We start from the raw sequence: 23,593 nt of genomic DNA, 5'->3' as shown, positions 1-23,593 counted from the left end.
CAACAGCCGAAACCTAAACACAGATTTTCGGCCTTTTCCGCCACGGCTTCATGATTTCCCCCGCCGTAACCGCCGCCGTCAGATTGGCAGTGGCACTGTTTGACGGAAAAGACGCGCCCGAACGTGATGAAGAAAGCGGTTTGGCGTATATTGGAATAAAATAAGCTTTAGTTCGTCTGAAAACGTCGCGCTATCAGTTTTATAAAGGTAACAATATGAATTTAGAAACCAAAATTCCGCCGCCGGCGATATGTTTTATTTGTGCGTTGTTGATGTACATCTCTACCCAAGTGTCGGCGTTAGCCGATATATTGCCGCGCTTTCCTATATTGCTGTCGGTTGTTTTCATGGTGTTTGGGACTCTGTTGAGCGTATTAGGTGTGTGGGCGTTTCGCCGTGTGCGCACGACCGTCAGCCCGCTAAACCCCGAACAAACCGAACACTTCGTTTCAGACGGCGTGTACCGTTTCAGCCGCAACCCGATGTATGCGGGTCTGGGCTGCTGGCTGGTCGCATGGGCGGGCTATTTGGCGCACCCGCTGCCGTGGTTGTTTTTGGCTGCATTTGTTGCCTATATGACACGCTTTCAAATAATGCCCGAAGAACGCGTTTTGGAGCAGAAATTCGGCGCAGAGTACGAGTCTTACTGCAGACGCGTCCGCCGTTGGTTATAAAAGCGGGAGCTTCCCATCAAGTATCGCCCCTCTTCTGCTCTACGGCATGAATGCGAATACTCGATGTTTTTAGACAACCTTTATTGCTCCGTAAGAAATGAAAAAGGACACCCCATGACCTTCCCGCCCCTAAAATCCCCGCTCAAATTCTACGCCGTCGTTCCCACCGCCGATTGGGTGGAGCGCATGGTCAAAGCAGGTGCCGACACGGTGCAACTGCGTTGTAAAACCTTGCATGGCGACGAGTTGAAACGCGAAATCGAACGTTGCGTCGCAGCCTGTCAAAACAGCGCGACCCAGCTTTTCATCAACGACCACTGGCGCGAAGCGATTGCCGCAGGTGCATACGGTGTACATCTCGGGCAGGAAGATATGGACACCGCCGACCTCGCCGCGATTGAAGCCGCCGGTTTACGCTTGGGCTTGAGTACGCACTCTGTTGCCGAACTCGACCGCGCCCTGTCCGTACATCCCAGCTATGTCGCCAGCGGCGCAATTTTTCCGACCACGACCAAACAAATGCCGACCGCCCCGCAAGGTTTGGACAAACTGCGCGAATACGTCAGACAGGCACGCGGCACGCCCGTCGTCGCCATCGGCGGCATCGACTTGAACAATGCCGAAGATGTGCTTGCCACCGGCGTTTCCTCGCTCGCCGTCGTCCGCGCCGTGACCGAAGCGGAAAATCCCGAAGCGGTAGTTAAAGCGTTTCAGGCTTTGTGGAATGAATAAGGCCGTCTGAAAATAAGAAGCCCGATAAGAGGAGCAAACATCATGAAGATTATATTAAACAATGAAGCCATCACATTAAACGGCACAACTATCGCCGACCTTATCGCCCAAACCGCGCCGCAAAAGCCGTTTGCCGTTGCCGTCAATACCCAGTTTGTCTCCAAAGGCGCGTATGCGGAAACGCTGTTGAATGAAAACGATAAAGTGGACATCGTGCGCCCCGTAGTCGGCGGATAAGCAGTTTGCAATCAACAGGTCGGGTATTTGCGCCCGACTTTTGCCTGTTTGAATATCGGGCAGGATTGCCCGATTGCCTTATGCTTAAAATCTAAAAAATATTACAAAGGAATCCATCATGTTTACCCTATACGGAGAAACTTTCCCTTCAAGGCTGCTGCTTGGTACGGCTGCTTATCCGACGCCGGAAATCCTCAAGCAGTCTGTCCAAATCGCGCAACCGGCGATGATTACCGTTTCGTTGCGCCGTGCTGGCAGTGGCGGCGAAGCGCACGGGCAGGGCTTTTGGTCGTTGTTGGAAGAAATGGGCGTGCCTGTGTTGCCCAATACCGCAGGCTGTCAAAGCGTGCAGGAAGCTGTGACCACTGCGCAAATGGCGCGCGAAGTGTTTGATACCGATTGGATCAAGCTCGAACTTATCGGCGATGATGACACCTTGCAGCCGGATGTGTTCCAGCTCATCGAAGCGGCGGAAATCCTGATTAAAGATGGTTTTAAGGTGCTGCCTTATTGTACTGAAGACCTGATTGCCTGTCGCCGACTGCTCGACGCAGGCTGTCAGGCGTTGATGCCGTGGGCGGCGCCGATTGGCACGGGTTTGGGCGCGGTTCATGCTTATGCGCTGAAAGTCCTGCGCGAACGTCTGCCCGACACGCCGTTGATTATCGATGCCGGTTTGGGTTTGCCTTCGCAGGCGGCGCAAGTGATGGAATGGGGCTTTGACGGCGTGTTGCTGAATACTGCCGTTTCCCGCAGCGGCGATCCGGTCAATATGGCCCGCGCTTTTGCGCTTACGGTCGAGTCGGGCCGTCTGGCTTATGAGGCGGAACCTGTTGAGGCGCGTGAGAAAGCGCGCGCCAGTACGCCGACGGTGGGCCAGCCTTTCTGGCATTCGGCGGAATATTGATAAACGTCAGGGCGTGTCGAACACGCCCTTTTTTGTTGGTGGAAAACCTGATTTCAGGTCGAACAGAATGTTCAGACGGCCTTGGTCAAAAGCTGTTTCAATGGCTTTAAGATTTGCCATGCCTGCGCTTTGAGTTGAGGCTGCATCAGCAGGCGGGCGGGGTGGGGAATGACGAAATGCGGTCGCTCTGTGCACAATTCGTTCATCAGCCCGATCATGTCGGGGCTGTCGAAGATTTTGCCGAGGAACAATACTGCGCGCGCTTGCGAAGTGGTCAGCTCGTTTTGCATTTCGGCAAGCTCGGAGCGGATGTGTTCGGCATCGGGCAGGGCGGTGAATACGGGCGCGGTTTTGACCCATGCGGTTTTATGCGCCTGCTCGGGCTTGAGGCCGATGGCGGCGAGGATGTTGTCGAGAAGCGTGCCGACGTCGCCGCTAAACAGCGTACCGTGCAGGCTGTCTTCGGTGGACGGGCAAATGCTGACCACCATGATTTCAGACGGCCTGATGTTTACGTCAAGACGGGGCAGATTGTCTGAATGTGCGGCTTTTTCTGTTTTTGCCGGTGTTTCGACAATGGCTTTGGGTGCAGCTTCAGGAACGCGGACAGCAGGTTTGGCCGTTTGCGCAGTGGCAATGGCGGCAGTGCGTGCCTGATGGGCGCTTGCGGATAAAGTGCGCACGGCTTGCGCGGTATCGGCGGCAATGGTTTTGGGGCGGACGGGCGCGGCTGCTGCTTGAGGCGCGGCATGGATGATTTTGGCGTTTTGGTTCAGCCACATCGGGCCCAAACCCAAGGCTTCGTGCAGGTGCAGGTAGCGGCTGCTTAACATGATTTCTCCATCAATACGGCATCTTCGCTGCCACCGTCGGGCAGGGCATAGTAGTTTTTGCGGCGGCCGCAGGTTTGGAAGCCGTGTTTGCGGTAGAGCTGTTGTGCAGTTTCATTGCTTGCGCGGACTTCGAGTAGCAATCGGATTGTGCCTTGCTGTTGCACTGCGTTTTGCCAGTGTTGTAGCAGGGCGGACGCAATGCCTTGGCGGCGGTATTCGGGCGCGACGGCAATCAGGTGCAGCTCGGATTCGTCAAACACGGTTTGCCACACGATAAAGCCGGTAATTTGGTGGTCGGTCTGGCTGAGCCAAACGCTGTCGGGATGGTGTTGAACCGCCGATTCAAACTGCTGCGCCGTCCACGACGAAGGATTGCCTTGTGCGTCGATGGCGGCAAGGGTGGGGCAGTCGGCAAGTAAGGCTGGGCGCAGGTTCACGGTTTGGCCTTTTGTTGGGCTTGCTCTTGCGCGGTCAGGGCAATTTTGTTGCGGACGTAGAGTAGCTCGGCGTGCGCCGCGTCAGTAGCAAGATAGCGGCCGCTGCGGGCAAGTTTGAGATAGTCGGCGGCGGTCGGCATATCGGCTTGACCGTCAAAAGGCGGTTTGTCGGCGAGGGCAAAGGCATTGCCGATGCCGCCGGTGGGCGTTTTGCCTTCGGGTGCGGTAATAGAGGCGGCTTTGCCAACCGTGTAATCACTCAAACGGACGTGGTTTTGCGTATCAAACCATGCGTAGAACACTTCTCCCATGCGCGCATCGGTGGCCGCCAGTACGCAGCTGGATGGTGGCAGCAATGAAGCGGCGGCATCGAGGCAGGGAATACCGATCATGGGCGTGTCAAACGGCGTGGCCAAACCTTGTGCAACCGCTGCGCCGATACGCAGGCCGGTAAATGCGCCGGGACCTTGTGCATAAACGATGCAGCCCAAATCGGCAGCCGTGATGCCTGCTTCTTTGAAGAGAAGTTCGATTTGTGGCAGGATTTGTTCGGATTGCTTGGTACCGACGTTTTCGTGAAACAGGTGGACTTCGCCTTGATGTTCCAATGCGATGGACAAAAAGGATGTGCTGGTGTCGATGGCAAGAGTCGGGCGGTTGTCGGTTGGCATGGTGTTATTTTTTAGAAGGATATGGGTTGCCATTATAGTGGAACGGCGAGGGGGAACAAAGCATTCGGGCGGCGCTTGGGTAAAAACGCCGTTTGCCGCGAAGCTATTTGATAAGTGAACCAAGGTTTCAGGCCGTCTGAAAACGTTTCAGACGGCCTTGTTTTATTTGTCGAGTTTCAATAAAGGCGAACCTGCTTTTTCAACGGCGCGGCGGTAGGCTTCATGCGCTTCGATGCGTTGTAAATAAGCGCGGATATTGGGGTAGTCGGAAAAATCGAAGCGGTCGGCCGCGGCTTGCAGCGGATAGCTCATCATGATGTCGGCACCGCTGAGGCTGTTGCCGACCAACCATTCACGGTTTTCCAACTCGTTGTTGATATGGGAAAGATGCAGCGCGGCTTGCGGATGGATAAAGCTGCTTTTGACGCTGCCGCTGATTTTGCGGGCAATCGGTTTGACGAAAAACGGCATGGGCGCGCTTTCAATCCGGCGGAACACCAGTCCGAGCAGCAATAACGGCATCAGCGAACCTTCGGCATAATGCAGCCAGCGTTGATATTGCCAGTATTCGCGGCTGCCGCGTTCGGGCATCAGACGGCCGTTGCCGTAGGTTTGAATCAGATAGTCGGTAATCGCGCCGCTTTCCGCCAAGATAAAGCCATCATCATCCAATAAAGGCGATTTGCCTAAGGGATGGATGGCTTTGAGTTCGTCAGGGGCGAGCAAAGTGTCGGGATGACGGTGGTAGGTTTGTAGGCGGTAAGGCGTACCGAGGATTTCAAGCAGCCAAACAATGCGCAGGGCGCGGGATTGGTCGAGCGAATGCAGGGTAATCATGAGGGGCTTTAAATATCAGTTTGTTTGAGGCCGTCTATGCTGATTTGGCAGGCATCGGCGTATTTTTGCAGGGTTTTGGCCGGTAGTTTGGCGAACACTTCGGGACGGAAATGCCGACGAAGCTGCCATTTCCATACGCCTGCCGCCATGGCCAAGCCGGTTTCATCATAACGGCAGCGGAACATATGGTAGTACAGCGGCGAATATTCGCCTTTTTCGACAGCTTCGCGTGCGGCCTGCGTTTGGGCATCGAGTTCGCATACCGCCATTTCGGTGGCGTAGGCTTCATCCTGCCAACCGTTGCTGGTGGCCGCTTCGTAGTGGCCGTCGCGGGTGCCGTAGATGACTTTGCGGTGGCCGTGGTAGCTGGCGCTGTTGTCTTGAGGAATGTCGTCAATTTTCATTCAGACGGCCTTTACTGCTTCCAAAAGCATGAAACATGTTGAAAAGCGTCCGCTTTCCGGAACGTAACACAGGATTTTTTGGCCGTGTTCGATGGGAAAGGTGCGCAGAAATTCTTCAAGGATGATGTAAATCGAGGCCGAACCCGTGTTGCCCTTGCTGTGCAGATTGGTAAACCATTTTTCCTGCGGAATGTCGAAGCCGATGTTTTTCAGGCCGTCTGAAAGGCGGTCGCGGAAGAAGCCGGAAGAGTAGTGGGGCAGGAACCAATCGATTTCTTCGGCGCGGATGCCGTGTTTGGCGGCGATTTGGGAGAGGGGTTTTTCCACCGTATAGCGGACGATGTTTTCGTTCAGCAGTTTGACGTCCTGCTTGACCGCCATCAGGCTGTGGCGGCGGCCGTAATCGGCATCGGCGTGTTTCCAGCCTTCAAATACGCCGTCGCGGAATTCTGCGCCGGCATACATGCAGGGCGGCATTTCGTTGGCGTAGGAAAGCAGGTCTATCCAATGGATTTTCAGGCTGAGGCCGTCTGAATTGGGGCGGTCGGACAGATACACTGCGCCTGCGCCGTCAGACAGCATCCAGCGCAAAAAGTCTTTTTCAAACCCGATTTCGGGGGAAGCGTTTTCCAGTTTTTTATGGTCGGTTTCACTTTGGAACACTTCGCCGCGCATGACCGCCGAGGCGTTTTCGGAAGCAACGGAAACCGCATATGCGTGTTCGCCGGTGCGCACGGCGTTGTAGGCGTGTTTCATTGCCGCCATACCTGCCGCGCATACGCCTGCCATGCTGAACACTTCGCAAGGCGGCATATCCAGCAAACCATGCACCATCACACCGTGTCCGGGCATGGTTTGGTCGGGGTAGGAAGTGGCGCAGGCTAGGCTGCCGATGGCTTCTGCAGGAACGCCTTGGGCAAACAGGCCGTTGACCGCTTCGGCGGCCAATTCGGCATTGGTGTGCGTCGTGCGGCGGCTTTCGGGATCGATGGCGTAATGGCGCGACAAAATGCCGTTGGAACGCAAAATCATACGGCGCACGCGTGACGGCACATCGCCTGCCATGCCGAGGACGGCTTCCATTTCGTCATTGCCGACAGGGGCATTGGGCAAGAAGGCAGAAACGCGGTTGAGATAAACGTCTTTGAGTGTGTTATTCGATGTCATGATGTGGTTGTCAAAATAATCAACCGATAAACCGCGCCGCGTAGTCGCAGCTTGCAGTCAACGGGATGTGGTGTGTTTCGGCGTATTCCATCAGCGCGCTCACCAGTAGTTTGGCAATGCCGCGATGACGGAAGTTGGGCGAGACCACGGTATGGTTTACGTCCCAGCCGCCGTTATGTTCGGTATAGCTGATATAGCCTGCTTCCAAACCGTCAATGTCGATTTGAAAGCGACGGCGTTCGGGGTAGTGGATAACTTTGGGCATGATGGATTCCTGGTTTGAGGCCGTCTGAAACAGATTATCTGCCTGACGGTTGTTCATAATAATCCGCCAGCTTTTTCAGACGGCCTTTGAGCAGCGGATGCAGCAGTTTTTTCAAAATTACACTGATGGGTAAAACTACCAAAATCATCGCCAATAAAAAGACGATGTAGAAGCACAGCAGCGCACGGCGCAAAAGCGGAGAAATACGGCTTGCAGCCATCAAAAGCTTGCCCCAGACGAAGAAGCTGCGGCCGGCGGCGCGTTCGCTGAAAATCAGTTTTTCATTGACTGTCACTGCACCCATGTTTTGAAACAGGGTTTCGTCCAACGGCTGTTGGTTTAACAGTGTATCGCGCAATTTCGTACCAAACCGCGCCGCATCCGCCAATTCTTCTTCAGCAATGCCGGCAGAGGGCAGGGAGCGGAAATAGCGCTTGTCGCCGGTCAGCATCCATGCGGGCGTGGTTATGAAACTTGCCGCGCTGTTGCAGGCATCGATTTTTACGATGTTGCCGATGAGTTTGGCGCCGTTTTGTTTCAGCAAAGATTTCATTTTTTCCTGCGCGCCCAGCCACATATTGCGGCAGCCAATAAGCGTGATGACCGGTTTGCCGTCCAGCAGGCGGCGCGTTTCTTCGCGTTGCAAAAAGGCGGTAATCGGTTGCGAAGGAGAGAGGAACCAAACGGTGTAGGCAATGACCACCATATCGTAATCTTCGGATGGAATTTGCGGCGGCAGAATCGGGGCGGGTTTTAAATGGACGGTTTCAGGAAAGGTATCGAAAAAACGCCAAAACGGCCACGGAAACGGAAATGCCTGCTCCGGTACGATATTGACGCAATCGACCTGTATGCCGGCTGTTTGCAACGGCGCGGCAAAATTTCGCGCCAGGCTGGAGAGCTGCCCCGTTTGCGAGTAATGCACAATCAGCACTTTTTTCATTATCTTCCCTGCAATGAGTAAGTTATGGTTGGTTTGGACGGTATTATATAGTAAACCGACCTGCCTTGAACTTTATTCATTTCAGTATGTTCGCGAAGGTTTCAGCCGATTTGGGTGGAAGCGCCGTATTCTGTCGGAATGGGGCGGTGAAGCGGATTTTTATGCCATGCCAACATGAACAACGGCCGTCTGAAATTTTTCAGACGGCCTTGTGTGGAAATCGGGACGCATGGTCTGGAACGGGATTTGCGCTTAAAGCATGCGTGCAAATTGTATAGATAAAAAAATAACCGCTTCAATGCGGTTGGTGGTGGCCAGAGGCGGAATCGAACCGCCGACACACGGATTTTCAATCCGTTGCTCTACCAACTGAGCTATCTGGCCTTCGCGTATTTCGTTGCGAGATGTGAATTAAACCAAATTTCGTTGTCTTGTGCAAGCGTTTGCAGGCTTTATTTTTGAGGCGGTAAATTAAGATTTTGTTTTGTATTGAATTATTTTTTCGTTTTAATTGGCGGTTTTTAGGTTTACCGGTTTGATTTTCGGACGGCCTAAGATACAATCGGCTTTTTGCTTTGGATTTATGCCATGCTGTATGTGTTTGTTCGTGATATGTGGGATGTTTTGCGTTTGCGCTATCGTTCGCCGGAGACGTATTTGTATTCGCCTTTGGTGATGGCGGCGGTGCTGCTACTGTTGGGTGTGGTGAACGCGGCCAGCATGTCGCCTTTGTTTGGCAGTGGCGCGGCGGCGGTGTGCCTGTCGGTGATTTTGGTGATTGTGAAATGGTTGGTGTTGAGCCGCTCGATGCGCAAGGTGCTGCATTATTACGGTGCGCCCCGGCTGCCTTTGTGGGGCTTTATTTTGGTGTCTGAGGCTTTGCTGCTGCCGCTGTTGCTGGTGTTGTATGTGCCGGCGTTGGCTGTGTTTGCGCTGTTGTGGCAGGCTTGGGTGTTTGTGGTGCAGGTACGCGGTTTGATGTGGATGGGGAATGCGACGGTAGGCCGTGTTTTGGTGGGTTATGTGTTGTATGGTATCGGCGTGCTGTGCGTGGGTACGGTGATTTTGATGCTGTTTATTGCCGCCGGTTGGTTGGACATGGAAACGTTGAATCAAAACCTGCAGGCGTTGACGTCTGCCCGTAAATAATCAACGAAAATTAGAAGGCCGTCTGAAATGTTCGGACGGCCTTTGTTTTATGTGTTTGTTTCGTGGTCTTGCAGGATTTTTTGATAGACGGGGTCGGGGAGGTAGCGGCCTATCATGTCGCGCCAGCCTTGTGGGCCGACCAAGCCTTTGACCATGGTGGAGGACACTTCGGCTATTTCGCGCGGCGGCATTAGGAAGACGGTAGAGATTTCGGGGGCGATGTCGCTGTTGATGTAGCGCATCGAGCGTTCGTATTCGTAGTCGGCGGCGGAACGGATGCCGCGGACGATGAAATTGGCGTTGGCTTCGCGGGCGTAATCGACTAAAAAGCGGTTTTCAAACACGCTGATGCGGACGTTGGGGAAGGGGTGGGTAATGGCATCGAGCATGGCGCGGCGTTCTTCTATGGTGTAGGTGCTGCGCTTTTCGGGATTAGTGCCGATGGCGACGATGAGTTCGTCAAAGAGGGATTGGGCTTCCTGTATCATCCACAGGTGGCCGAGGGTGGGAGGGTCGAAGCTGCCTGCGTACACGGCACGGCGCGGAGTGATCGTGGTCATTTTGGGTTGTGAATAGGGTTTGTGTACGTTCAGGATAGGGGAGTTTGCCGGTGATGTCAAAAATCAAAAAGGCCGTCTAAAATTTCAGACGGCCTTTGCGGCTTTATCAGTCGTCACCGCTGAGAGCGATGAGGATTCTTAAGAGTTCGCTGAAAATGTTGTAGATAGAGATGAAGATGGTCAGCGCCGCGCTGATGTGGCTGTCTTCGCCGCCGTCGATAACGGTACGCACCTGCCACATAATCATCAGGGAACTGAAGACAACGAAGCCGGCCGCGATGGTCAGGCTCAGGGCAGGGATGTTGAGGAAGATGTTGGCTACAACGGCAATCATGAGCACGATCGCACCGGTACCGAGGAAGCTGCCGAGTTTGTTCATGTTCATTGTGGTGCGGCGTGCCATGGCGGACATGGTGAAGAATATGCCAGCAGTCATGGCGGCAGCCGTACCGACGATTTGTGCACCGTTGTTAATCGCCAGGGCGTATTGCAGCATAGGGCTAATGGTAACACCCATGCCGAAAGTGAAGATCATCAACAGGGCTACGCCGACGTTGCTGTAACGGTTTTTTTCAATCAGGAAGATCATGCCGTAGAAGAAGCCAAAGAAGGCGGCCAGGGCAATCCAATACGAACTAAATATGGAGAAAATGTTAAAGCCTGTTTTGACGGAAAAGAACGCGCCGGCAATGGCAGGAATGAAAGACAGGCCGAGTAGGCGGTAGGTTTTTTGCAGGACGGTGTTTTTGGCAACCGAGCCTTGCGAGGTATAGTCGTAAACGTCGTTTTGCATGGCGTTTGCTCCAGTGTGGATTGAAATGAATGAAATTTGGATTTTAACAGAGAATCATGGGTTTCTATGATTTATCTGTTCTATTTGCCTAACCTAATATGCGGGGCAATCGGGAATTTTAAAGGCCGTCTGAAAATCGGGTTTCAGACGGCCTTAGCTTTTCAATGCTTATTTAGGCTCTTGCGGAACATAGCCTTGTACGGCGTCTGCGCCGTCGCCGAAGAAGTATTGTTCCATCTGCTGGGCGAGGTATTCGCGCGCGCGAGGGTCGGCAAGGCTGAGGCGGTTTTCGTTGATCAGCATGGTTTGGTGACGGGTCCAAGCCGTCCATGCTTCTTGGGAAACGTTTTCAAAAATGCGTTTGCCCAGTTCGTTGGGCAGCGGCGGAAATTTCATGCCTTCGGCTTCTTTGCCGAGTTTGACGCAGTGAACCATACGGGTCATGGCGGTTTCCTTATGATGGGTTGCAAAGGTTGGTATTTTAGCCGATTGCACGGATAGGGGAAAGCGTGGGTTTCAGACGGCCTGAAACCTTGCTATGATGGTCTTTTCTGTTTATTCAGGCAAAGATTATGAACCGCCTCGATACTGCCCGCCGTTATTCCCTTTTTCTCGCCCGCAACCTTGATTCCGGCAAACTCAAGCCCGAAATCTTCCTGCCCATGCTGGACAAGGTGTTGACCGAAGCTGATTTTCAAGCTTTTGCCGATTGGGACAAAATCCGCGCGGAAGAAAATGAGGAGGAATTAGCGCGGCAGTTGCGCAAGTTACGCCGTTATGTGGTGTCGCAGATTATCGTGCGCGATATCAACCGCATCAGCGATTTGAACGAAGTTACCCGCACGATTACGTTGTTTGCCGATTTTGCCGTCAATACCGCGCTGGATTTCGCCTACGCCTATTATCGGGACATGTACGGCACGCCGATCGGGCGTTATACCAAATCGCCGCAGCATTTGAGCGTGGTGGCGATGGGCAAGGCGGGCGGCTATGAGTTGAACGTGTCTTCCGACATCGATTTGATTTTCGTCTATCCCGAATCGGGCGACACCGACGGCAGGCGCGAACGGGGCAATCAGGAATTTTTCACCAAAGTCGGGCAGAAACTGATTGCGCTGCTGAACGACATTACCGCCGACGGGCAGGTGTTCCGCGTCGATATGCGGCTGCGGCCGGACGGCGATTCGGGCGCGCTGGTATTGAGCGAAACCGCGCTGGAGCAATACCTGATTACGCAGGGGCGCGAATGGGAACGCTACGCATGGTGCAAAGGCCGCGTGGTTACGCCGTATCCGAACGACATCAAATCGCTGGTGCGCCCCTTCGTGTTCCGAAAATATCTGGATTACAGCGCGTATGAAGCAATGCGGAACCTACACCGCCAAATCCGCAGCGAAGTCAGCAAAAAAGGCATGGCGGACAACATCAAACTCGGCGCAGGCGGCATCCGCGAAGTCGAATTTATCGCCCAGATTTTCCAGATGATACGCGGCGGGCAAATGCGCACGCTACAACTGAAAGGCACGCAGGAAACGCTGATGAAACTTGCCGAATTGGGCATCATGCCGTCTGAAAACGTCGAAACCCTGCTTGCCGCCTACCGCTTCCTGCGCGACGTCGAACACCGCCTGCAATACTGGGACGACCAGCAAACCCAAACCCTGCCCGCCTCGCCCGAACAGCAGCAACTGCTCGCCGAAAGCATGGGTTTCGACAGCTACACCGCCTTTTCAGACGACCTCAACGTTCATCGGAACAAGGTCAATCAGTTGTTCAACGAAATTTTGAGCGAACCCGAAGAGCAAACACAGGACAACAGCGAATGGCAATGGGCATGGCAGGAAAAGCCTGACGAAGAAGAGCGGCAAGGTCGTCTGAAAGAACACGGGTTCAATGCCGAAACCATCGCCGCAAGGCTCGACCAAATCCGGCACGGTCATAAATACCGCCACCTTTCCGCCCACGCCCAGCCGCGTTTCGACGCCATTGTGCCGCTGTTCGTACAGGCGGCAGCCGAGCAAGCCAATCCGACCGATACATTAATGCGGCTGTTTGACTTCCTCGAAAACATCAGCCGCCGCTCTGCCTATCTCGCCTTCCTCAACGAACATCCGCAAACCTTGGCGCAACTGGCGCAGATTATGAGCCAAAGCTCATGGGTGGCGGCGTATCTGAGCAAATATCCGATTCTGCTGGACGAACTCATCAGCGCGCAGCTTTTGGATACCGCGTTTGACTGGCAAGCCCTCGCCGCCGCCCTTTCAGACGACCTCAAAGCCTGCGGCGGCGACACCGAAGCGCAAATGGACACCCTGCGCCGCTTCCAGCACGCCCAAGTCTTCCGCCTCGCCGTCCAAGACCTCGCCGGACTGTGGACGGTAGAATCCCTCTCCGACCAACTTTCCGCCCTCGCCGACACCATCCTCGCCGCCGCCCTGCCATGCGCGTGGGCGGACATGCCCAAAAAACACCGCGACACCCCGCAATTCGCCGTCGTCGGCTACGGCAAACTCGGCGGCAAAGAACTCGGCTACGCCTCCGACCTCGACCTCGTCTACCTCTACGACGACCCCCACCCCGACGCAGGCGACGTGTACAGCCGCCTCGCCCGCCGCCTGACCAACTGGCTTTCCGCCGCCACCGGCGCAGGCAGCCTCTACGAAACCGACCTGCGCCTGCGCCCCAACGGCGACGCCGGCTTCCTCGCCCACAGCATCGCCGCCTTCGAAAAATATCAGCGCGAAAACGCATGGACGTGGGAACACCAATCCCTCACCCGCGCCCGCTTTATCTGCGGCACACCCGAAATTCAGACGGCCTTCGACCGCATCCGCACCGAAATCCTCACCGCCGAGCGCGACCAAACCGCCTTGGCAGGCGAAATCATCGAAATGCGCGAAAAAATGTTCCCCACCCATCCGCCGGTTGACAGCAACGTCAAATACGCGCGCGGCGGCGTGGTCGACGTCGAATTTATCGTCCAATACCTCATCCTTGCCCATGCCCGCCAAGATCCGCAACTCTTGGACAACTACGGCAACATCGCCCTGTTGAACATCGCCGCCGACTGCGGCCTCATCGACAAAACCCTCGCCGAACAAAGCCGCATTGCCTACCGCTTCTACCGCCAGCAGCAACACAACACCAAACTGCGCGATGCCAAAAAAACCGAAGTGACGGACGAATTGCTGACCCATTACGGCAATGTGCGAAAACTATGGCAGGAAGTATTCGGAGCAGAAGTGAAGTTCGGATAAGTAGGCGGGCGTATTCAGCGTCAACATAATTTGATTTGCCGTCGCAACACGCTCACTTCAAATAGTAGGTTTTATGTAAGAAAGATATTTTTATAAAAAACGATTGGCAGCTTGAAGCGGTTAACTGCCGGGTATAGAGGGAAGCTTTTTGTTTACGTATTACTGATTCAGCTTGAGCATGATCTGCAAAAACTGTTCTTAATTTTCTGTCGATATTGTGATACAGCAAAACAAGTTTTAAAATATGCCGCTTATTTATATATTAAAAACAAGGAGAAACTGATGTCTAAGGTTGCGGTACTCGGTGGCGGTCTGTCGGGCCGTCTGATGGCGTTCCAATTGGCGGAGCAGGGCGTGGCGGTAGAGTTGTTTGAGAAAGGCGAACGCAACGGCGCGCAAGCCGCCGCTTATGTTGCCGCGGCCATGTTGGCGCCGTCTGCCGAAGCGGTGGAGGCAACGCCCGAAGTCATCCGTTTGGGCAAACAAAGCATTGCGCTTTGGCGCGCGATTGTCGGCCGTCTGAATACGCCGGTGATGATGCAGGAAAACGGCAGCCTGATTGTCTGGCACACGCAGGACAAGCCGCTTTCCGCCGAGTTTGCCCGTCATTTGAAGCGCGGCGGCGTGGCGGAACATGAAACCATACGTTGGAACGCGGATGAAATCACAGCAAACGAGCCGCAACTGGCAGGGCGGTTTTCAGACGGCCTGTATCTGCCGACAGAAGGGCAGTTGGACGGACGGCAGGTATTGAATGCGCTTGCCGATGCTTTGGAATCAATGAATGTGGTGTGCCATTGGTCGTGCGAACGCGAAGTCGAAGATTTGGCGGCGCTATACGATTGGGTCATCGATTGCCGCGGTTATGGTGCAAAGAGCGCGTGGAACAGGTCGTCTGAAAGCGTTTTGCGCGGCGTTCGCGGTGAAGTGGCACGCGTTTACGCTCCTGAAATCGAGCTTTCCCGCCCCGTGCGCCTACTGCATCCGCGCTATCCTTTGTATATCGCGCCGAAGGAAAACCATATTTTTGTGATTGGTGCGACCCAAATTGAAAGTGAAAGCCAAGCGCCGGCCAGCGTGCGTTCCGGTTTGGAACTTTTGTCCGCGCTGTACGCCGTGCATCCGGCATTTGGCGAGGCAAACCTTTTGGAACTGGCCACCGGCCTGCGCCCGACTTTAAACCACCACAACCCCGAAATCCGCTTCAACCGCGAACGCCGCCTGATTGAAGTCAACGGTCTGTTCCGCCACGGCTTTATGATTTCCCCGGCCGTTACCGGCGCGGCCGTGCGTTTGGCCGGTGCGCTGTTTGCCGGAAGTGACATTCCCGAATACGACGAAACCAGCGGTTTGCCGTATATCCGCGCCGCAAATTGAAGCCGTTGCGGACGAAGTTGCTTGAAAATCGGGCAAATTGTTTGTGAAAGACAGCCACAGGCCGTCTGAAAATGATAAAATCGCCGTCAATTCAATTAACCTTGCGTCTGAAAACCGCATGATGCCGTATTCAGACGCCAACCAATTTCCTATTTAACGATAAGCACATGACAACCCAAACCCTCTTAATCGAACTTCTCACTGAAGAACTCCCGCCAAAAGCCCTCAATAATCTGGGCAACCATTTTGCCGCTTCCGTTGCCGAAGGCTTGGAAAAAGCGCAACTGATTGACGGCGCAGCCGAATATACTGCCTACGCTTCTCCGCGCCGTTTGGCCGTTCAAGTCAAAAACGTGAAAGCCGTTCAAGCCGATCAAAAAATCGTGAAAAAAGGCCCGGCCGTGGCAAATGCCATGAAAGACGGTGCGCCGACTAAGGCTTTGGAAGGTTTTGCGCGTGGTGCGGGTGCGAAAATCGAAGACCTGACCGTCATCAACGACGGCAAGCAAGACGTGTACGCCTACGAATACGTCCAAACCGGCAAACCGCTGAGCGAGCTCTTGGAAGACATCATCAATGCCGCAGTGAAAAAACTGCCGATTCCTAAAGTCATGCGTTGGGGCAGCAGCACATTTACCTTCGTGCGCCCTGTACACAGCCTGATCGTGCTGCACGGCGGCGACATCGTAAACGTCAGCGTTTTGGGCCTGCAAAGCGGCAACAAAACACTGGGTCACCGCTTCCTCTCCAGCGGCGAAATCGCCATCGAAAACGCCGACAGCTACGCCGTACAAATGCGCGAGCAAGGCAAAGTAGAAGCATCGTTTGCCGAACGCAAAGCCGCCATTCAGACGGCCTTGAACGAGCAGGCAGGCCGTCTGAACGCGACCGTTGCCGCCGATGAAGCCTTGTTGGACGAAGTGACCGCATTGGTCGAATGGCCTGTGGTATTGGAAGCCGGTTTTGAAGAACACTTCCTCGCCGTGCCTCAAGAATGCCTGATTCTGACCATGCAGCAAAACCAAAAATATTTCCCGCTGCTCGATCAAAACGGCAAACTGATGAACCGCTTCCTGCTGGTATCCAACCTGCAAACCGAAGATCCATCGCACATCATTCAAGGCAACGAACGCGTTTTGCGCGCGCGCCTGTCTGATGCCGAGTTCTTCTACAAACAAGACCAAAAAGCGACTTTGGAAAGCCGCCTGCCGAAATTGTCCAGCGTGGTTTACCACAACAAAATCGGTTCGCAAGCCGAGCGCATCGAACGTCTGCAAAGCATTGCCGCCCATATCGCCAAAGCATTGGGCGCGGATGCCGCCGCAGCCGAGCGCGCCGCACGTTTGGCCAAAGCCGACTTGGTAACCGAAATGGTCGGCGAGTTCCCCGAACTGCAAGGCACCATGGGCAAATACTATGCCCGCTTGGACGGCGAAACCGAAGAAATCGCCGAAGCCATCGAGCAGCACTACCAACCGCGTTTTGCCGGCGACAACCTGCCGAACGGCAAAGTGGCAACCGCCGTTGCTTTGGCCGACAAACTGGAAACCTTGGTCGGCATTTGGGGTATTGGCCTGATTCCGACTGGCGACAAAGACCCATATGCCCTGCGCCGCTCCGCATTGGGTATTTTGCGTATGCTGATGCAGTACGGTTTGGACGTAAACGAACTGATTCAGACGGCCTTCAACAGCTTCCCGCAAGGTTTGCTCAACGAGAAAACGCCGTCTGAAACCGCCGACTTCATGCAGGCGCGTTTGGCCGTGTTGTTGCAAAACGATTATCCGCAAGACATCGTTGCCGCAGTATTGGCGAAACAGCCGCGCCGTCTGGACGACGTAGTGGCCAAACTGCAGGCCGTTGCCGCGTTCAAACAGCTGCCCGAAGCCGCCGCACTGGCCGCAGCCAACAAACGCGTGCAAAACCTGCTGAAAAAAGCTGATGCCGAGTTGGGCGCGGTTAACGAAAGCCTGTTGCAACAAGACGAAGAAAAAGCCCTGTATGCCGCCGCACAAGGTTTGCAGCCGAAAATCTCCGTCGCCGTTGCCGAAGGCAATTTCCAAACTGCTTTGTCCGAGCTGGCTTCCGTCAAACCGCAAGTCGACGCATTCTTCGACGGCGTGATGGTAATGGCTGAAGATGCTGCCGTGAAACAAAACCGTTTGAACCTGCTGAACCGCTTGGCGGAACAAATGAACGCAGTTGCCGACATTGCGCTCTTGAGCGAATAAGGCCGCGTTTCAGTTGACCCTTTTTTCAGGCTGCCCGATGTTTCAGGCAGCCTGAAGTTTTTCGGGCGTATCCCTTGCATGGTGTTCAAGGGTATAATTCAGCAGATTTGTCAGGCAGGCAAATCGCGCACATCAAACAATTTCCCACATTCAAGAGGCAGATTATGAATATCCCAGCCATCCGAACCGCACTCGATGCCGTGTTGATTCCCACCACAATACGCACTTTGGGCAGCGAAAAAGCCGTTTCGCTTCTGGAAGAGCATTCAGACGGCCTGCATATCGGCCTGAAATTCGCGTTCCCAGTTGCCCATATCGCCGCAGACATTGCCAACGCCGTTCAAGAAGCCGTCATTTCGCATACCGGCGATACCCACATTCACTTGAGTATCGATACCGAAATCGGTACGCATAAAGTTCAACCCGGCGTGGCGACCATCAAAGGCGTGAAAAATATTATTGCCGTTGCATCCGGTAAAGGCGGTGTTGGCAAATCAACGACCACTGCCAACCTTGCCACCGCAATGGCCAGAATGGGCGCGCGTGTCGGCGTACTCGATGCCGACCTGTACGGCCCAAGCCAGCCCACCATGCTCGGCGTACAAGACCGCAAACCCGATCAACAAAACAAAAAACTTATTCCCGTTGAAGCCGAAAGCGGCATTCAAGTGATGTCCATCGGTTTTCTGGTCGATACCGACCAAGCCGTCGTTTGGCGCGGCCCGATGGTCAGCCAAGCCTTGCAACAGCTTATGTTCCAAAGCGAGTGGGACAATGTAGATTATCTCTTCATTGACCTGCCGCCCGGTACTGGCGATATCCAATTGACCCTGTCGCAAAAAATCCCCGTGACCGGCTCCGTTGTCGTCACCACGCCGCAAGACATCGCCCTGATTGATGCACGCAAAGCCGTGGATATGTTCAACAAAGTCAATATTCCGATTTTGGGCGTTTTGGAAAACATGTCTGTCCATATTTGCACCAACTGCGGCCATGCCGAAGCAATCTTCGGCGCAGAAGGCGGCAAAAACTTGGCAGAGCGTTTGAATGTACCGCTGCTCGGCCAGCTTCCATTGAGCCTGCCTGTACGCGAAGCCATGGACAGCGGCACATCTTCGGCCTTGTTTGAAAACAACCAAACCATCGCCGACATCTACACCGAAGCCGCCTTCCAAATTGCACTGGCCATTGCCGATAAAGGCAAAGACTTCAGCAGCCGCTTCCCGAAAATCGTTGTCGAATAAAAAAGTTTAAAAAAGTGTTGACAGCTGTGAGTCCCGTCTCTATAATACACAGCTTATCGGGTCGTTAGCTCAGTCGGTAGAGCAGCGGACTTTTAATCCGTTGGTCGAGCGTTCGAATCGCTCACGACCCACCAAATATGAAAACCTGCTTTGAAAAAAGCAGGTTTTTTTGCGTTTGGAGTTTAAGCAAGGGATGGTTTTAGATGATGTTTCGCCAGTAATGAGGCTATCAGGAAATCATAGTTTATAGTTTTATGCTGTTGTTTTAAGAGAAATATTGGAAAATTGGATATTTAGATTTCAAGTCTATTGTAAAAGTTTCTTTACAATATAATCTTAATTATCTTTATAAAGATATTAATAATAAATAAGGTAATTATTTTTCTCAGTTAGTTGGATTTTCTTAAATTACATTAAATTTCAAATAATTATATTTTTTTTAATATATTAGTTAAATGTGTGAAATAAAGTTTGTTTACTAATGAAATTTTTTGTAAATGCTGATTAAATATAAAACCCAAGTTACTATTTATAAAGTTTTTATAAGCATGTTATTTTTATTACAAATGGTAGATATAATAATGGTATATGCGAGTTGCGTGATTGAAGGTTATGGTAAAGTAAAGCTGAAATTTTATGTTAAGTAATTTGCATATGATATCTAAAACAGAGGGTGGATTTATGTCCATTCTATTTAATTGCTTAATTGCGAGGAATGTAAATGATGCAACTTTTAAAACTGACGCTTGCAGCAGCCTTAGCTGTATCCGTACTGTCTGCCTGTACATTAAGTAACAACAGATGGTCAAACTTTGACAACCACTCATCTCAAATTAAACCGCAAGTAAATCAAACCGGTTTGGTCTTCTATCGTGCCGATGCGGGTGCAAACCCAATCGCAGTCAATATCAAAGTTAATGGTGAATACCTATCATCTCTCCAAGTAGGTGGTTTTGCAAAGACAGAAATTTGCGCGAAGCCTGCAACTTTGGAGGCCCAATACGTGGCAGCCAAACCTACAACAAAACTCAACGTAAATCTAACAGAACAATCGGTACATTATTACCAAATTGATGCAACAAACGTTTCAGTGCCTCAAATCAAAGAGGTTGATGCAGCAACAGCACAAGAAGCATTAAAGAAACTCAAGCATCAAGCCCACACAATTTCACGCATTAACGAAACAGCCTGCGCGGCCAACTAAACAAATTTAAAAGGGAAAATCCATGTCAAAGAATATCAGCGTAAAAATCAATAGTGGCAACGAAACTGTTGAAACCGTCAAATTGAATGCAGCAAATAAAAAAGTCATCATCAAAGCTCAACCAAATGTGAACTACGAATTGGTTGATGACAATACCCAGTACGCTCCTGAAACTATCGATACCAAACGCATTGGTAACGACCTTCACATTGCATTTGAAGGCACCGACATTAATCAAGAATCCGATTTGGTACTGGAAGGCTATTACGAGAGCAACAATACCGAATTACTTTTGGGTAAGGCAGAAAACGGACAATACTATGCCTATGTACCGCAAAGCGGTGTTGAAAGTGATGCAGTTACCTTATTGGCAGAAGAAGTATTTTCTCCACAGGCGTTAGGTGGTAATAGCGTAGCTACACCATTTTGGGCATTTAATCCTAATTGGCTGTGGGTTGCAGCTGGAGTGGTAGCAGTAGGCGGCATTATTGCTGCTGCAAATGATAGTGGAAAGGCATCTGGCGGCACAGACACAACTGCACCGGCCAAACCGACTGTTGAAGCGAAAGACAACGGTTCAGTAGAAGTGACACCTCCTGCAGATGCGGATACCAAGTCTGTAGAAGTGAGCTACACCGATGAAGCGGGTACACCGAAAACTGCTACCTTAACTAAAGGTGAAGATGGCAACTGGACTTCAAACAACCCAGATGTTGCAGTAGACCCAGCGACCGGCAAAGCAACCATCCCAGCAGATAAAGTGAAAGATGGCTCTCCAGTGACTGCGAAAGCGACTGACAACGCAGGTAATGCAGGTGAAGAAGGTACTGTAAATGCGGGCAGCAACCCAGCAACAGCAGATACGACTGCACCGGCTAAACCGACTGTTGAAGCGAAAGACAACGGTTCAGTGGAAGTGACTCCTCCAGCAGATGCAGATACCAAGTCTGTAGAAGTGAGCTATACCGATGAAGCAGGCACACCGAAAACAGCAACCTTGACTAAAGGTGAAGACGGCAACTGGACTTCAAACAACCCAGATGTTGCAGTAGACCCAGCAACTGGCAAAGCAACCATCCCGGCAGATAAAGTGAAAGATGGCTCTCCTGTGACTGCGAAAGCAACGGACACTGCGGGTAACACAGGTGAAGAAGGTACAGCGAATGCAGGTAATAATCCTGACACGACTGCACCGGCCAAACCGACTGTTGAAGCAAAAGACAACGGCTCAGTAGAAGTGACTCCTCCAGCAGACGCGGATACCAAGTCTGTAGAAGTGGGCTACACAGATGAAGCGGGCACAGCGAAAACAGCAACCTTGACTAAAGGTAACGACGGCAACTGGACTTCAAACAACCCAGATGTTGCAGTAGACCCAGCGACCGGCAAAGCAACCATCCCAGCAGATAAAGTGAAAGATGGCTCTCCAGTGACTGCGAAAGCGACTGACAACGCAGGTAACGCAGGTGAAGAAGGTACTGTAAATGCGGGCAGCAACCCAGCAACAGCAGATACGACTGCACCGGCTAAACCGACTGTTGAAGCGAAAGACAACGGTTCAGTGGAAGTGACACCTCCTGCAGATGCGGATACCAAATCTGTAGAAGTGGGCTACACCGATGAAGCGGGTACACCGAAAACAGCAACCTTGACTAAAGGTGAAGATGGCAACTGGACTTCAAACAACCCAGATGTTGCAGTAGACCCAGCGACCGGCAAAGCAACCATCCCAGCAGATAAAGTGAAAGATGGCTCTCCAGTGACTGCGAAAGCGACTGACAACGCAGGTAATGCAGGTGAAGAAGGTAGAGCGAATGCAGGTAATAATCCTGACACGACTGCACCAAGCGCACCGGAAGTGAACCCATCAACTACCGATGGCTCAGTAACCGTGAAAGTGCCTGGCGATGCCCAAGCAGGTGATACTGTAGAAGTGACAGTTACCCCTGAAGGTTCTGACACCCCAGAAAAAGTGACCTTGACCAAACAGGCAGACGGCAGCTGGACATCAGACAAACCTGAAACAGTGCCAAGCGTTGAAGCAGGCAAAGACAGCACCACTATTCCACAAGACAAAGTGAAAGATGGTTCTGAAGTAACTGCACAGGCGAAAGATCCATCTGGTAACGAAAGCACCCCAGTTAAAGCCAACGCAGGCAATAACGCTGCGGCTCCTGATACGACTGCACCGGCTAAACCGACTGTTGAAGCGAAAGACAACGGTTCAGTGGAAGTGACTCCTCCTGCAGATGCGGATACCAAGTCTGTAGAAGTGAGCTACACCGATGAAGCAGGTACACCGAAAACAGCAACCTTGACTAAAGGTGAAGACGGCAACTGGACTTCAAACAACCCAGATGTTGCAGTAGACCCAGCGACTGGCAAAGCAACCATCCCAGCAGATAAAGTGAAAGATGGTTCTCCAGTGACTGCGAAAGCGACTGACAACGCAGGTAATGCAGGTGAAGAAGGTACAGCGAATGCAGGTAATAATCCTGACACGACTGCACCAAGCGCACCGGAAGTGACCCCATCAACTACCGATGGCTCAGTGGCTGTGAAAGTACCTGGCGATGCCCAAGCAGGTGATACTGTAGAAGTGACAGTCACCCCTGAAGGTTCTGACACCCCAGAAAAAGTGACCTTGACCAAACAGGCAGACGGCAGCTGGACATCAGACAAACCTGAAACAGTGCCAAGCGTTGAAGCAGGTAAAGACAGCACCACGATTCCACAAGACAAAGTGAAAGATGGTTCTGAAGTAACTGCACAGGCGAAAGATCCATCTGGTAACGAAAGCACCCCAGTTAAAGCCAACGCAGGCAATAACGCTGCGGCTCCTGATACGACTGCACCGGCTAAACCGACTGTTGAAGCAAAAGACAACGGTTCAGTAGAAGTGACTCCTCCGGCAGATGCGGATACCAAGTCTGTAGAAGTGGGCTACACCGATGAAACAGGCACACCGAAAACTGCTACATTAACCAAAGGTGAAGATGGCAACTGGACTTCAAACAACCCAGATGTTGCAGTAGACCCAGCGACTGGCAAAGCAACCATCACAGCAGATAAAGTGAAAGATGGCTCTCCAGTGACTGCGAAAGCGACTGACACTACGGGTAATGCAGGTGAAGAAGGTACAGCGAATGCAGGTAATAATCCTGACACGACTGCACCAAGCGCACCGGAAGTGACCCCATCTACCACTGATGGCTCAGTGACTGTGAAAGTTCCTGGCGATGCCCAAGCAGGTGATACTGTAGAAGTGACAGTAACCCCTGAAGGCTCTGACACCCCAGAAAAAGTGACTTTGACCAAACAGGCAGACGGCAGCTGGACATCAGACAAACCTGAAACAGTGCCAAGCGTTGAAGCAGGCAAAGACAGCACCACTATTCCACAAGACAAAGTGAAAGATGGTTCTGAAGTAACTGCACAGGCGAAAGATCCGTCTGGTAACGAAAGTACCCCAGTTAAAGCCAACGCAGGCAATAACGCTGCGGCTCCTGACACGACTGCACCGGCTAAACCGACTGTTGAAGCAAAAGACAACGGCTCAGTGGAAGTGACTCCTCCTGCAGATGCGGATACCAAGTCTGTAGAAGTGAGCTACACCGATGAAGCGGGCACACCGAAAACAGCAACCTTGACTAAAGGTGAAGACGGCAACT

The 23,593-nt window shown here is 52.6% G+C and carries 22 protein-coding genes, 2 tRNA genes and 2 pseudogenes; 13 read left to right on the top strand and 13 right to left on the bottom strand.

Going from position 1 to position 23,593, the window contains the following annotated elements:
• Positions 1–20: 20 nt before the first annotated feature.
• The 5 genes and pseudogenes from ACTHTU_RS10660 to ACTHTU_RS10640 form a co-directional block, all read left to right on the top strand.
• Positions 21–164 (top strand): annotated as a pseudogene (locus ACTHTU_RS10660) (FAD-dependent oxidoreductase); the annotation flags it as partial.
• A 51-nt stretch (positions 165–215) separates the two neighbouring features.
• Positions 216–674, top strand: a complete 459-nt coding sequence (locus ACTHTU_RS10655; protein WP_440362525.1) for a methyltransferase family protein — start codon at positions 216–218, stop codon at positions 672–674.
• A 114-nt stretch (positions 675–788) separates the two neighbouring features.
• Positions 789–1,406: a thiamine phosphate synthase gene (gene thiE / locus ACTHTU_RS10650; RefSeq protein WP_440362524.1), complete on the top strand. Its 618-nt coding sequence runs from the start codon at positions 789–791 to the stop codon at positions 1,404–1,406.
• A gap of 42 nt (positions 1,407–1,448) precedes the next feature.
• Positions 1,449–1,643, top strand: coding sequence for a sulfur carrier protein ThiS (thiS, locus tag ACTHTU_RS10645; protein ID WP_315039499.1), 195 nt, complete (start codon positions 1,449–1,451; stop codon positions 1,641–1,643).
• Between the two features lie 118 nt (positions 1,644–1,761).
• Complete coding sequence (locus tag ACTHTU_RS10640; RefSeq protein ID WP_440362523.1) at positions 1,762–2,550, top strand: thiazole synthase; 789 nt, start codon at positions 1,762–1,764, stop codon at positions 2,548–2,550.
• A gap of 71 nt (positions 2,551–2,621) precedes the next feature.
• Here the strand turns inward: ACTHTU_RS10640 and ACTHTU_RS10635 are convergent, their stop codons facing one another.
• The 10 genes from ACTHTU_RS10635 to ACTHTU_RS10590 form a co-directional block, all read right to left on the bottom strand.
• Positions 2,622–3,383, bottom strand: a complete 762-nt coding sequence (locus ACTHTU_RS10635; protein ID WP_440362522.1) for a uracil-DNA glycosylase family protein — start codon at positions 3,381–3,383, stop codon at positions 2,622–2,624.
• Positions 3,377–3,820 carry a ribosomal protein S18-alanine N-acetyltransferase gene (gene rimI / locus ACTHTU_RS10630; RefSeq protein WP_440362521.1) on the bottom strand — a complete coding sequence of 148 codons (444 nt, stop codon included), beginning with the start codon at positions 3,818–3,820 and terminating at the stop codon, positions 3,377–3,379. Before rimI ends, ACTHTU_RS10635 begins: the two co-directional genes overlap by 7 nt.
• Positions 3,817–4,524, bottom strand: a complete 708-nt coding sequence (gene tsaB / locus ACTHTU_RS10625) for a tRNA (adenosine(37)-N6)-threonylcarbamoyltransferase complex dimerization subunit type 1 TsaB (protein ID WP_440362536.1) — start codon at positions 4,522–4,524, stop codon at positions 3,817–3,819. Before tsaB ends, rimI begins: the two co-directional genes overlap by 4 nt.
• 129 nt (positions 4,525–4,653) lie before the next feature.
• A complete protein-coding gene (locus tag ACTHTU_RS10620; protein WP_440362520.1) occupies positions 4,654–5,328 on the bottom strand; it encodes a glutathione S-transferase family protein in 675 nt (224 codons plus the stop codon).
• Between the two features lie 8 nt (positions 5,329–5,336).
• A complete protein-coding gene (locus ACTHTU_RS10615; RefSeq protein WP_049332227.1) occupies positions 5,337–5,732 on the bottom strand; it encodes a hypothetical protein in 396 nt (131 codons plus the stop codon).
• On the bottom strand, positions 5,733–6,899 hold the full coding sequence (locus ACTHTU_RS10610; RefSeq protein WP_440362519.1) for a beta-ketoacyl-ACP synthase III: 1,167 nt from the start codon (positions 6,897–6,899) through the stop codon (positions 5,733–5,735).
• Between the two features lie 19 nt (positions 6,900–6,918).
• Positions 6,919–7,164 carry a GNAT family N-acetyltransferase gene (locus ACTHTU_RS10605; RefSeq protein ID WP_254324381.1) on the bottom strand — a complete coding sequence of 82 codons (246 nt, stop codon included), beginning with the start codon at positions 7,162–7,164 and terminating at the stop codon, positions 6,919–6,921.
• A 34-nt stretch (positions 7,165–7,198) separates the two neighbouring features.
• Positions 7,199–8,107 (bottom strand): dialkylrecorsinol condensing enzyme, encoded by a 909-nt coding sequence (locus tag ACTHTU_RS10600; RefSeq protein WP_440362518.1) that lies wholly within the window; start codon positions 8,105–8,107, stop codon positions 7,199–7,201.
• Between the two features lie 101 nt (positions 8,108–8,208).
• The gene (locus tag ACTHTU_RS10595; protein ID WP_440362517.1) at positions 8,209–8,376 is read right to left on the bottom strand and encodes a hypothetical protein; all 168 of its coding nucleotides are present in this window, start codon (positions 8,374–8,376) and stop codon (positions 8,209–8,211) included.
• Positions 8,377–8,415: 39 nt separating this feature from the next.
• A tRNA-Phe gene (locus tag ACTHTU_RS10590) sits at positions 8,416–8,491 on the bottom strand.
• A gap of 186 nt (positions 8,492–8,677) precedes the next feature.
• Between ACTHTU_RS10590 and ACTHTU_RS10585 the strand changes: the two genes are divergently transcribed.
• A complete protein-coding gene (locus tag ACTHTU_RS10585) occupies positions 8,678–9,256 on the top strand; it encodes a hypothetical protein (protein WP_440362516.1) in 579 nt (192 codons plus the stop codon).
• A 47-nt stretch (positions 9,257–9,303) separates the two neighbouring features.
• On the opposite strand, the gene coaD is transcribed toward ACTHTU_RS10585, so the two are convergent.
• From coaD to ACTHTU_RS10570, 3 genes are all read right to left on the bottom strand, one after another.
• Positions 9,304–9,816 carry a pantetheine-phosphate adenylyltransferase gene (gene coaD / locus ACTHTU_RS10580; RefSeq protein ID WP_440362515.1) on the bottom strand — a complete coding sequence of 171 codons (513 nt, stop codon included), beginning with the start codon at positions 9,814–9,816 and terminating at the stop codon, positions 9,304–9,306.
• 106 nt (positions 9,817–9,922) lie between these two features.
• Positions 9,923–10,609: a Bax inhibitor-1 family protein gene (locus tag ACTHTU_RS10575; RefSeq protein ID WP_070459653.1), complete on the bottom strand. Its 687-nt coding sequence runs from the start codon at positions 10,607–10,609 to the stop codon at positions 9,923–9,925.
• Between the two features lie 168 nt (positions 10,610–10,777).
• Positions 10,778–11,053: an oxidative damage protection protein gene (locus ACTHTU_RS10570; protein ID WP_039861863.1), complete on the bottom strand. Its 276-nt coding sequence runs from the start codon at positions 11,051–11,053 to the stop codon at positions 10,778–10,780.
• Between the two features lie 128 nt (positions 11,054–11,181).
• On the opposite strand from ACTHTU_RS10570, the gene glnE reads away from it, so the two are divergent.
• The 7 genes and pseudogenes from glnE to ACTHTU_RS10535 form a co-directional block, all read left to right on the top strand.
• The gene (glnE, locus tag ACTHTU_RS10565; RefSeq protein ID WP_440362514.1) at positions 11,182–13,866 is read left to right on the top strand and encodes a bifunctional [glutamate--ammonia ligase]-adenylyl-L-tyrosine phosphorylase/[glutamate--ammonia-ligase] adenylyltransferase; all 2,685 of its coding nucleotides are present in this window, start codon (positions 11,182–11,184) and stop codon (positions 13,864–13,866) included.
• Between the two features lie 282 nt (positions 13,867–14,148).
• Positions 14,149–15,243, top strand: coding sequence for an FAD-dependent oxidoreductase (locus ACTHTU_RS10560; RefSeq protein ID WP_440362513.1), 1,095 nt, complete (start codon positions 14,149–14,151; stop codon positions 15,241–15,243).
• A gap of 167 nt (positions 15,244–15,410) precedes the next feature.
• The gene (gene glyS, locus ACTHTU_RS10555; protein ID WP_440362512.1) at positions 15,411–17,474 is read left to right on the top strand and encodes a glycine--tRNA ligase subunit beta; all 2,064 of its coding nucleotides are present in this window, start codon (positions 15,411–15,413) and stop codon (positions 17,472–17,474) included.
• Positions 17,475–17,638: 164 nt separating this feature from the next.
• Positions 17,639–18,718 carry an iron-sulfur cluster carrier protein ApbC gene (gene apbC, locus ACTHTU_RS10550; protein ID WP_107723784.1) on the top strand — a complete coding sequence of 360 codons (1,080 nt, stop codon included), beginning with the start codon at positions 17,639–17,641 and terminating at the stop codon, positions 18,716–18,718.
• 58 nt (positions 18,719–18,776) lie between these two features.
• Positions 18,777–18,852, top strand: a tRNA-Lys gene (locus ACTHTU_RS10545).
• A 587-nt stretch (positions 18,853–19,439) separates the two neighbouring features.
• Positions 19,440–19,922 (top strand): hypothetical protein, encoded by a 483-nt coding sequence (locus ACTHTU_RS10540; RefSeq protein ID WP_440362511.1) that lies wholly within the window; start codon positions 19,440–19,442, stop codon positions 19,920–19,922.
• 22 nt (positions 19,923–19,944) lie between these two features.
• A pseudogene (locus ACTHTU_RS10535) lies at positions 19,945–23,593 on the top strand (hypothetical protein); the annotation flags it as partial.

The sequence above is a fragment of the Neisseria sp. P0020.S005 genome, assembly GCF_051957055.1.
Classification (GTDB): Bacteria; Pseudomonadota; Gammaproteobacteria; order Burkholderiales; family Neisseriaceae; genus Neisseria; species Neisseria subflava_A.
Note: the sequence above shows the minus strand (reverse complement) of the source record. Positions and strands in the feature narration are given on the sequence as shown.

What these genes read in the sequence shown, in the direction of transcription:
- coaD (WP_440362515.1), bottom strand. Translation starts at nt 9,816, where the DNA reads ATGACCACGATCACTCCGCGCCGTGCCGTGTACGCAGGCAGCTTCGAC.
- ACTHTU_RS10575 (WP_070459653.1), bottom strand. Translation starts at nt 10,609, where the DNA reads ATGCAAAACGACGTTTACGACTATACCTCGCAAGGCTCGGTTGCCAAA.
- thiS (WP_315039499.1), top strand. Translation starts at nt 1,449, where the DNA reads ATGAAGATTATATTAAACAATGAAGCCATCACATTAAACGGCACAACT.
- ACTHTU_RS10560 (WP_440362513.1), top strand. Translation starts at nt 14,149, where the DNA reads ATGTCTAAGGTTGCGGTACTCGGTGGCGGTCTGTCGGGCCGTCTGATG.
- ACTHTU_RS10635 (WP_440362522.1), bottom strand. Translation starts at nt 3,383, where the DNA reads ATGTTAAGCAGCCGCTACCTGCACCTGCACGAAGCCTTGGGTTTGGGC.
- tsaB (WP_440362536.1), bottom strand. Translation starts at nt 4,524, where the DNA reads ATGGCAACCCATATCCTTCTAAAAAATAACACCATGCCAACCGACAAC.
- glyS (WP_440362512.1), top strand. Translation starts at nt 15,411, where the DNA reads ATGACAACCCAAACCCTCTTAATCGAACTTCTCACTGAAGAACTCCCG.
- ACTHTU_RS10655 (WP_440362525.1), top strand. Translation starts at nt 216, where the DNA reads ATGAATTTAGAAACCAAAATTCCGCCGCCGGCGATATGTTTTATTTGT.
- thiE (WP_440362524.1), top strand. Translation starts at nt 789, where the DNA reads ATGACCTTCCCGCCCCTAAAATCCCCGCTCAAATTCTACGCCGTCGTT.
- apbC (WP_107723784.1), top strand. Translation starts at nt 17,639, where the DNA reads ATGAATATCCCAGCCATCCGAACCGCACTCGATGCCGTGTTGATTCCC.
- ACTHTU_RS10605 (WP_254324381.1), bottom strand. Translation starts at nt 7,164, where the DNA reads ATGCCCAAAGTTATCCACTACCCCGAACGCCGTCGCTTTCAAATCGAC.
- ACTHTU_RS10640 (WP_440362523.1), top strand. Translation starts at nt 1,762, where the DNA reads ATGTTTACCCTATACGGAGAAACTTTCCCTTCAAGGCTGCTGCTTGGT.
- ACTHTU_RS10615 (WP_049332227.1), bottom strand. Translation starts at nt 5,732, where the DNA reads ATGAAAATTGACGACATTCCTCAAGACAACAGCGCCAGCTACCACGGC.
- ACTHTU_RS10600 (WP_440362518.1), bottom strand. Translation starts at nt 8,107, where the DNA reads ATGAAAAAAGTGCTGATTGTGCATTACTCGCAAACGGGGCAGCTCTCC.
- ACTHTU_RS10610 (WP_440362519.1), bottom strand. Translation starts at nt 6,899, where the DNA reads ATGACATCGAATAACACACTCAAAGACGTTTATCTCAACCGCGTTTCT.
- ACTHTU_RS10540 (WP_440362511.1), top strand. Translation starts at nt 19,440, where the DNA reads ATGATGCAACTTTTAAAACTGACGCTTGCAGCAGCCTTAGCTGTATCC.
- glnE (WP_440362514.1), top strand. Translation starts at nt 11,182, where the DNA reads ATGAACCGCCTCGATACTGCCCGCCGTTATTCCCTTTTTCTCGCCCGC.
- ACTHTU_RS10620 (WP_440362520.1), bottom strand. Translation starts at nt 5,328, where the DNA reads ATGATTACCCTGCATTCGCTCGACCAATCCCGCGCCCTGCGCATTGTT.
- ACTHTU_RS10570 (WP_039861863.1), bottom strand. Translation starts at nt 11,053, where the DNA reads ATGACCCGTATGGTTCACTGCGTCAAACTCGGCAAAGAAGCCGAAGGC.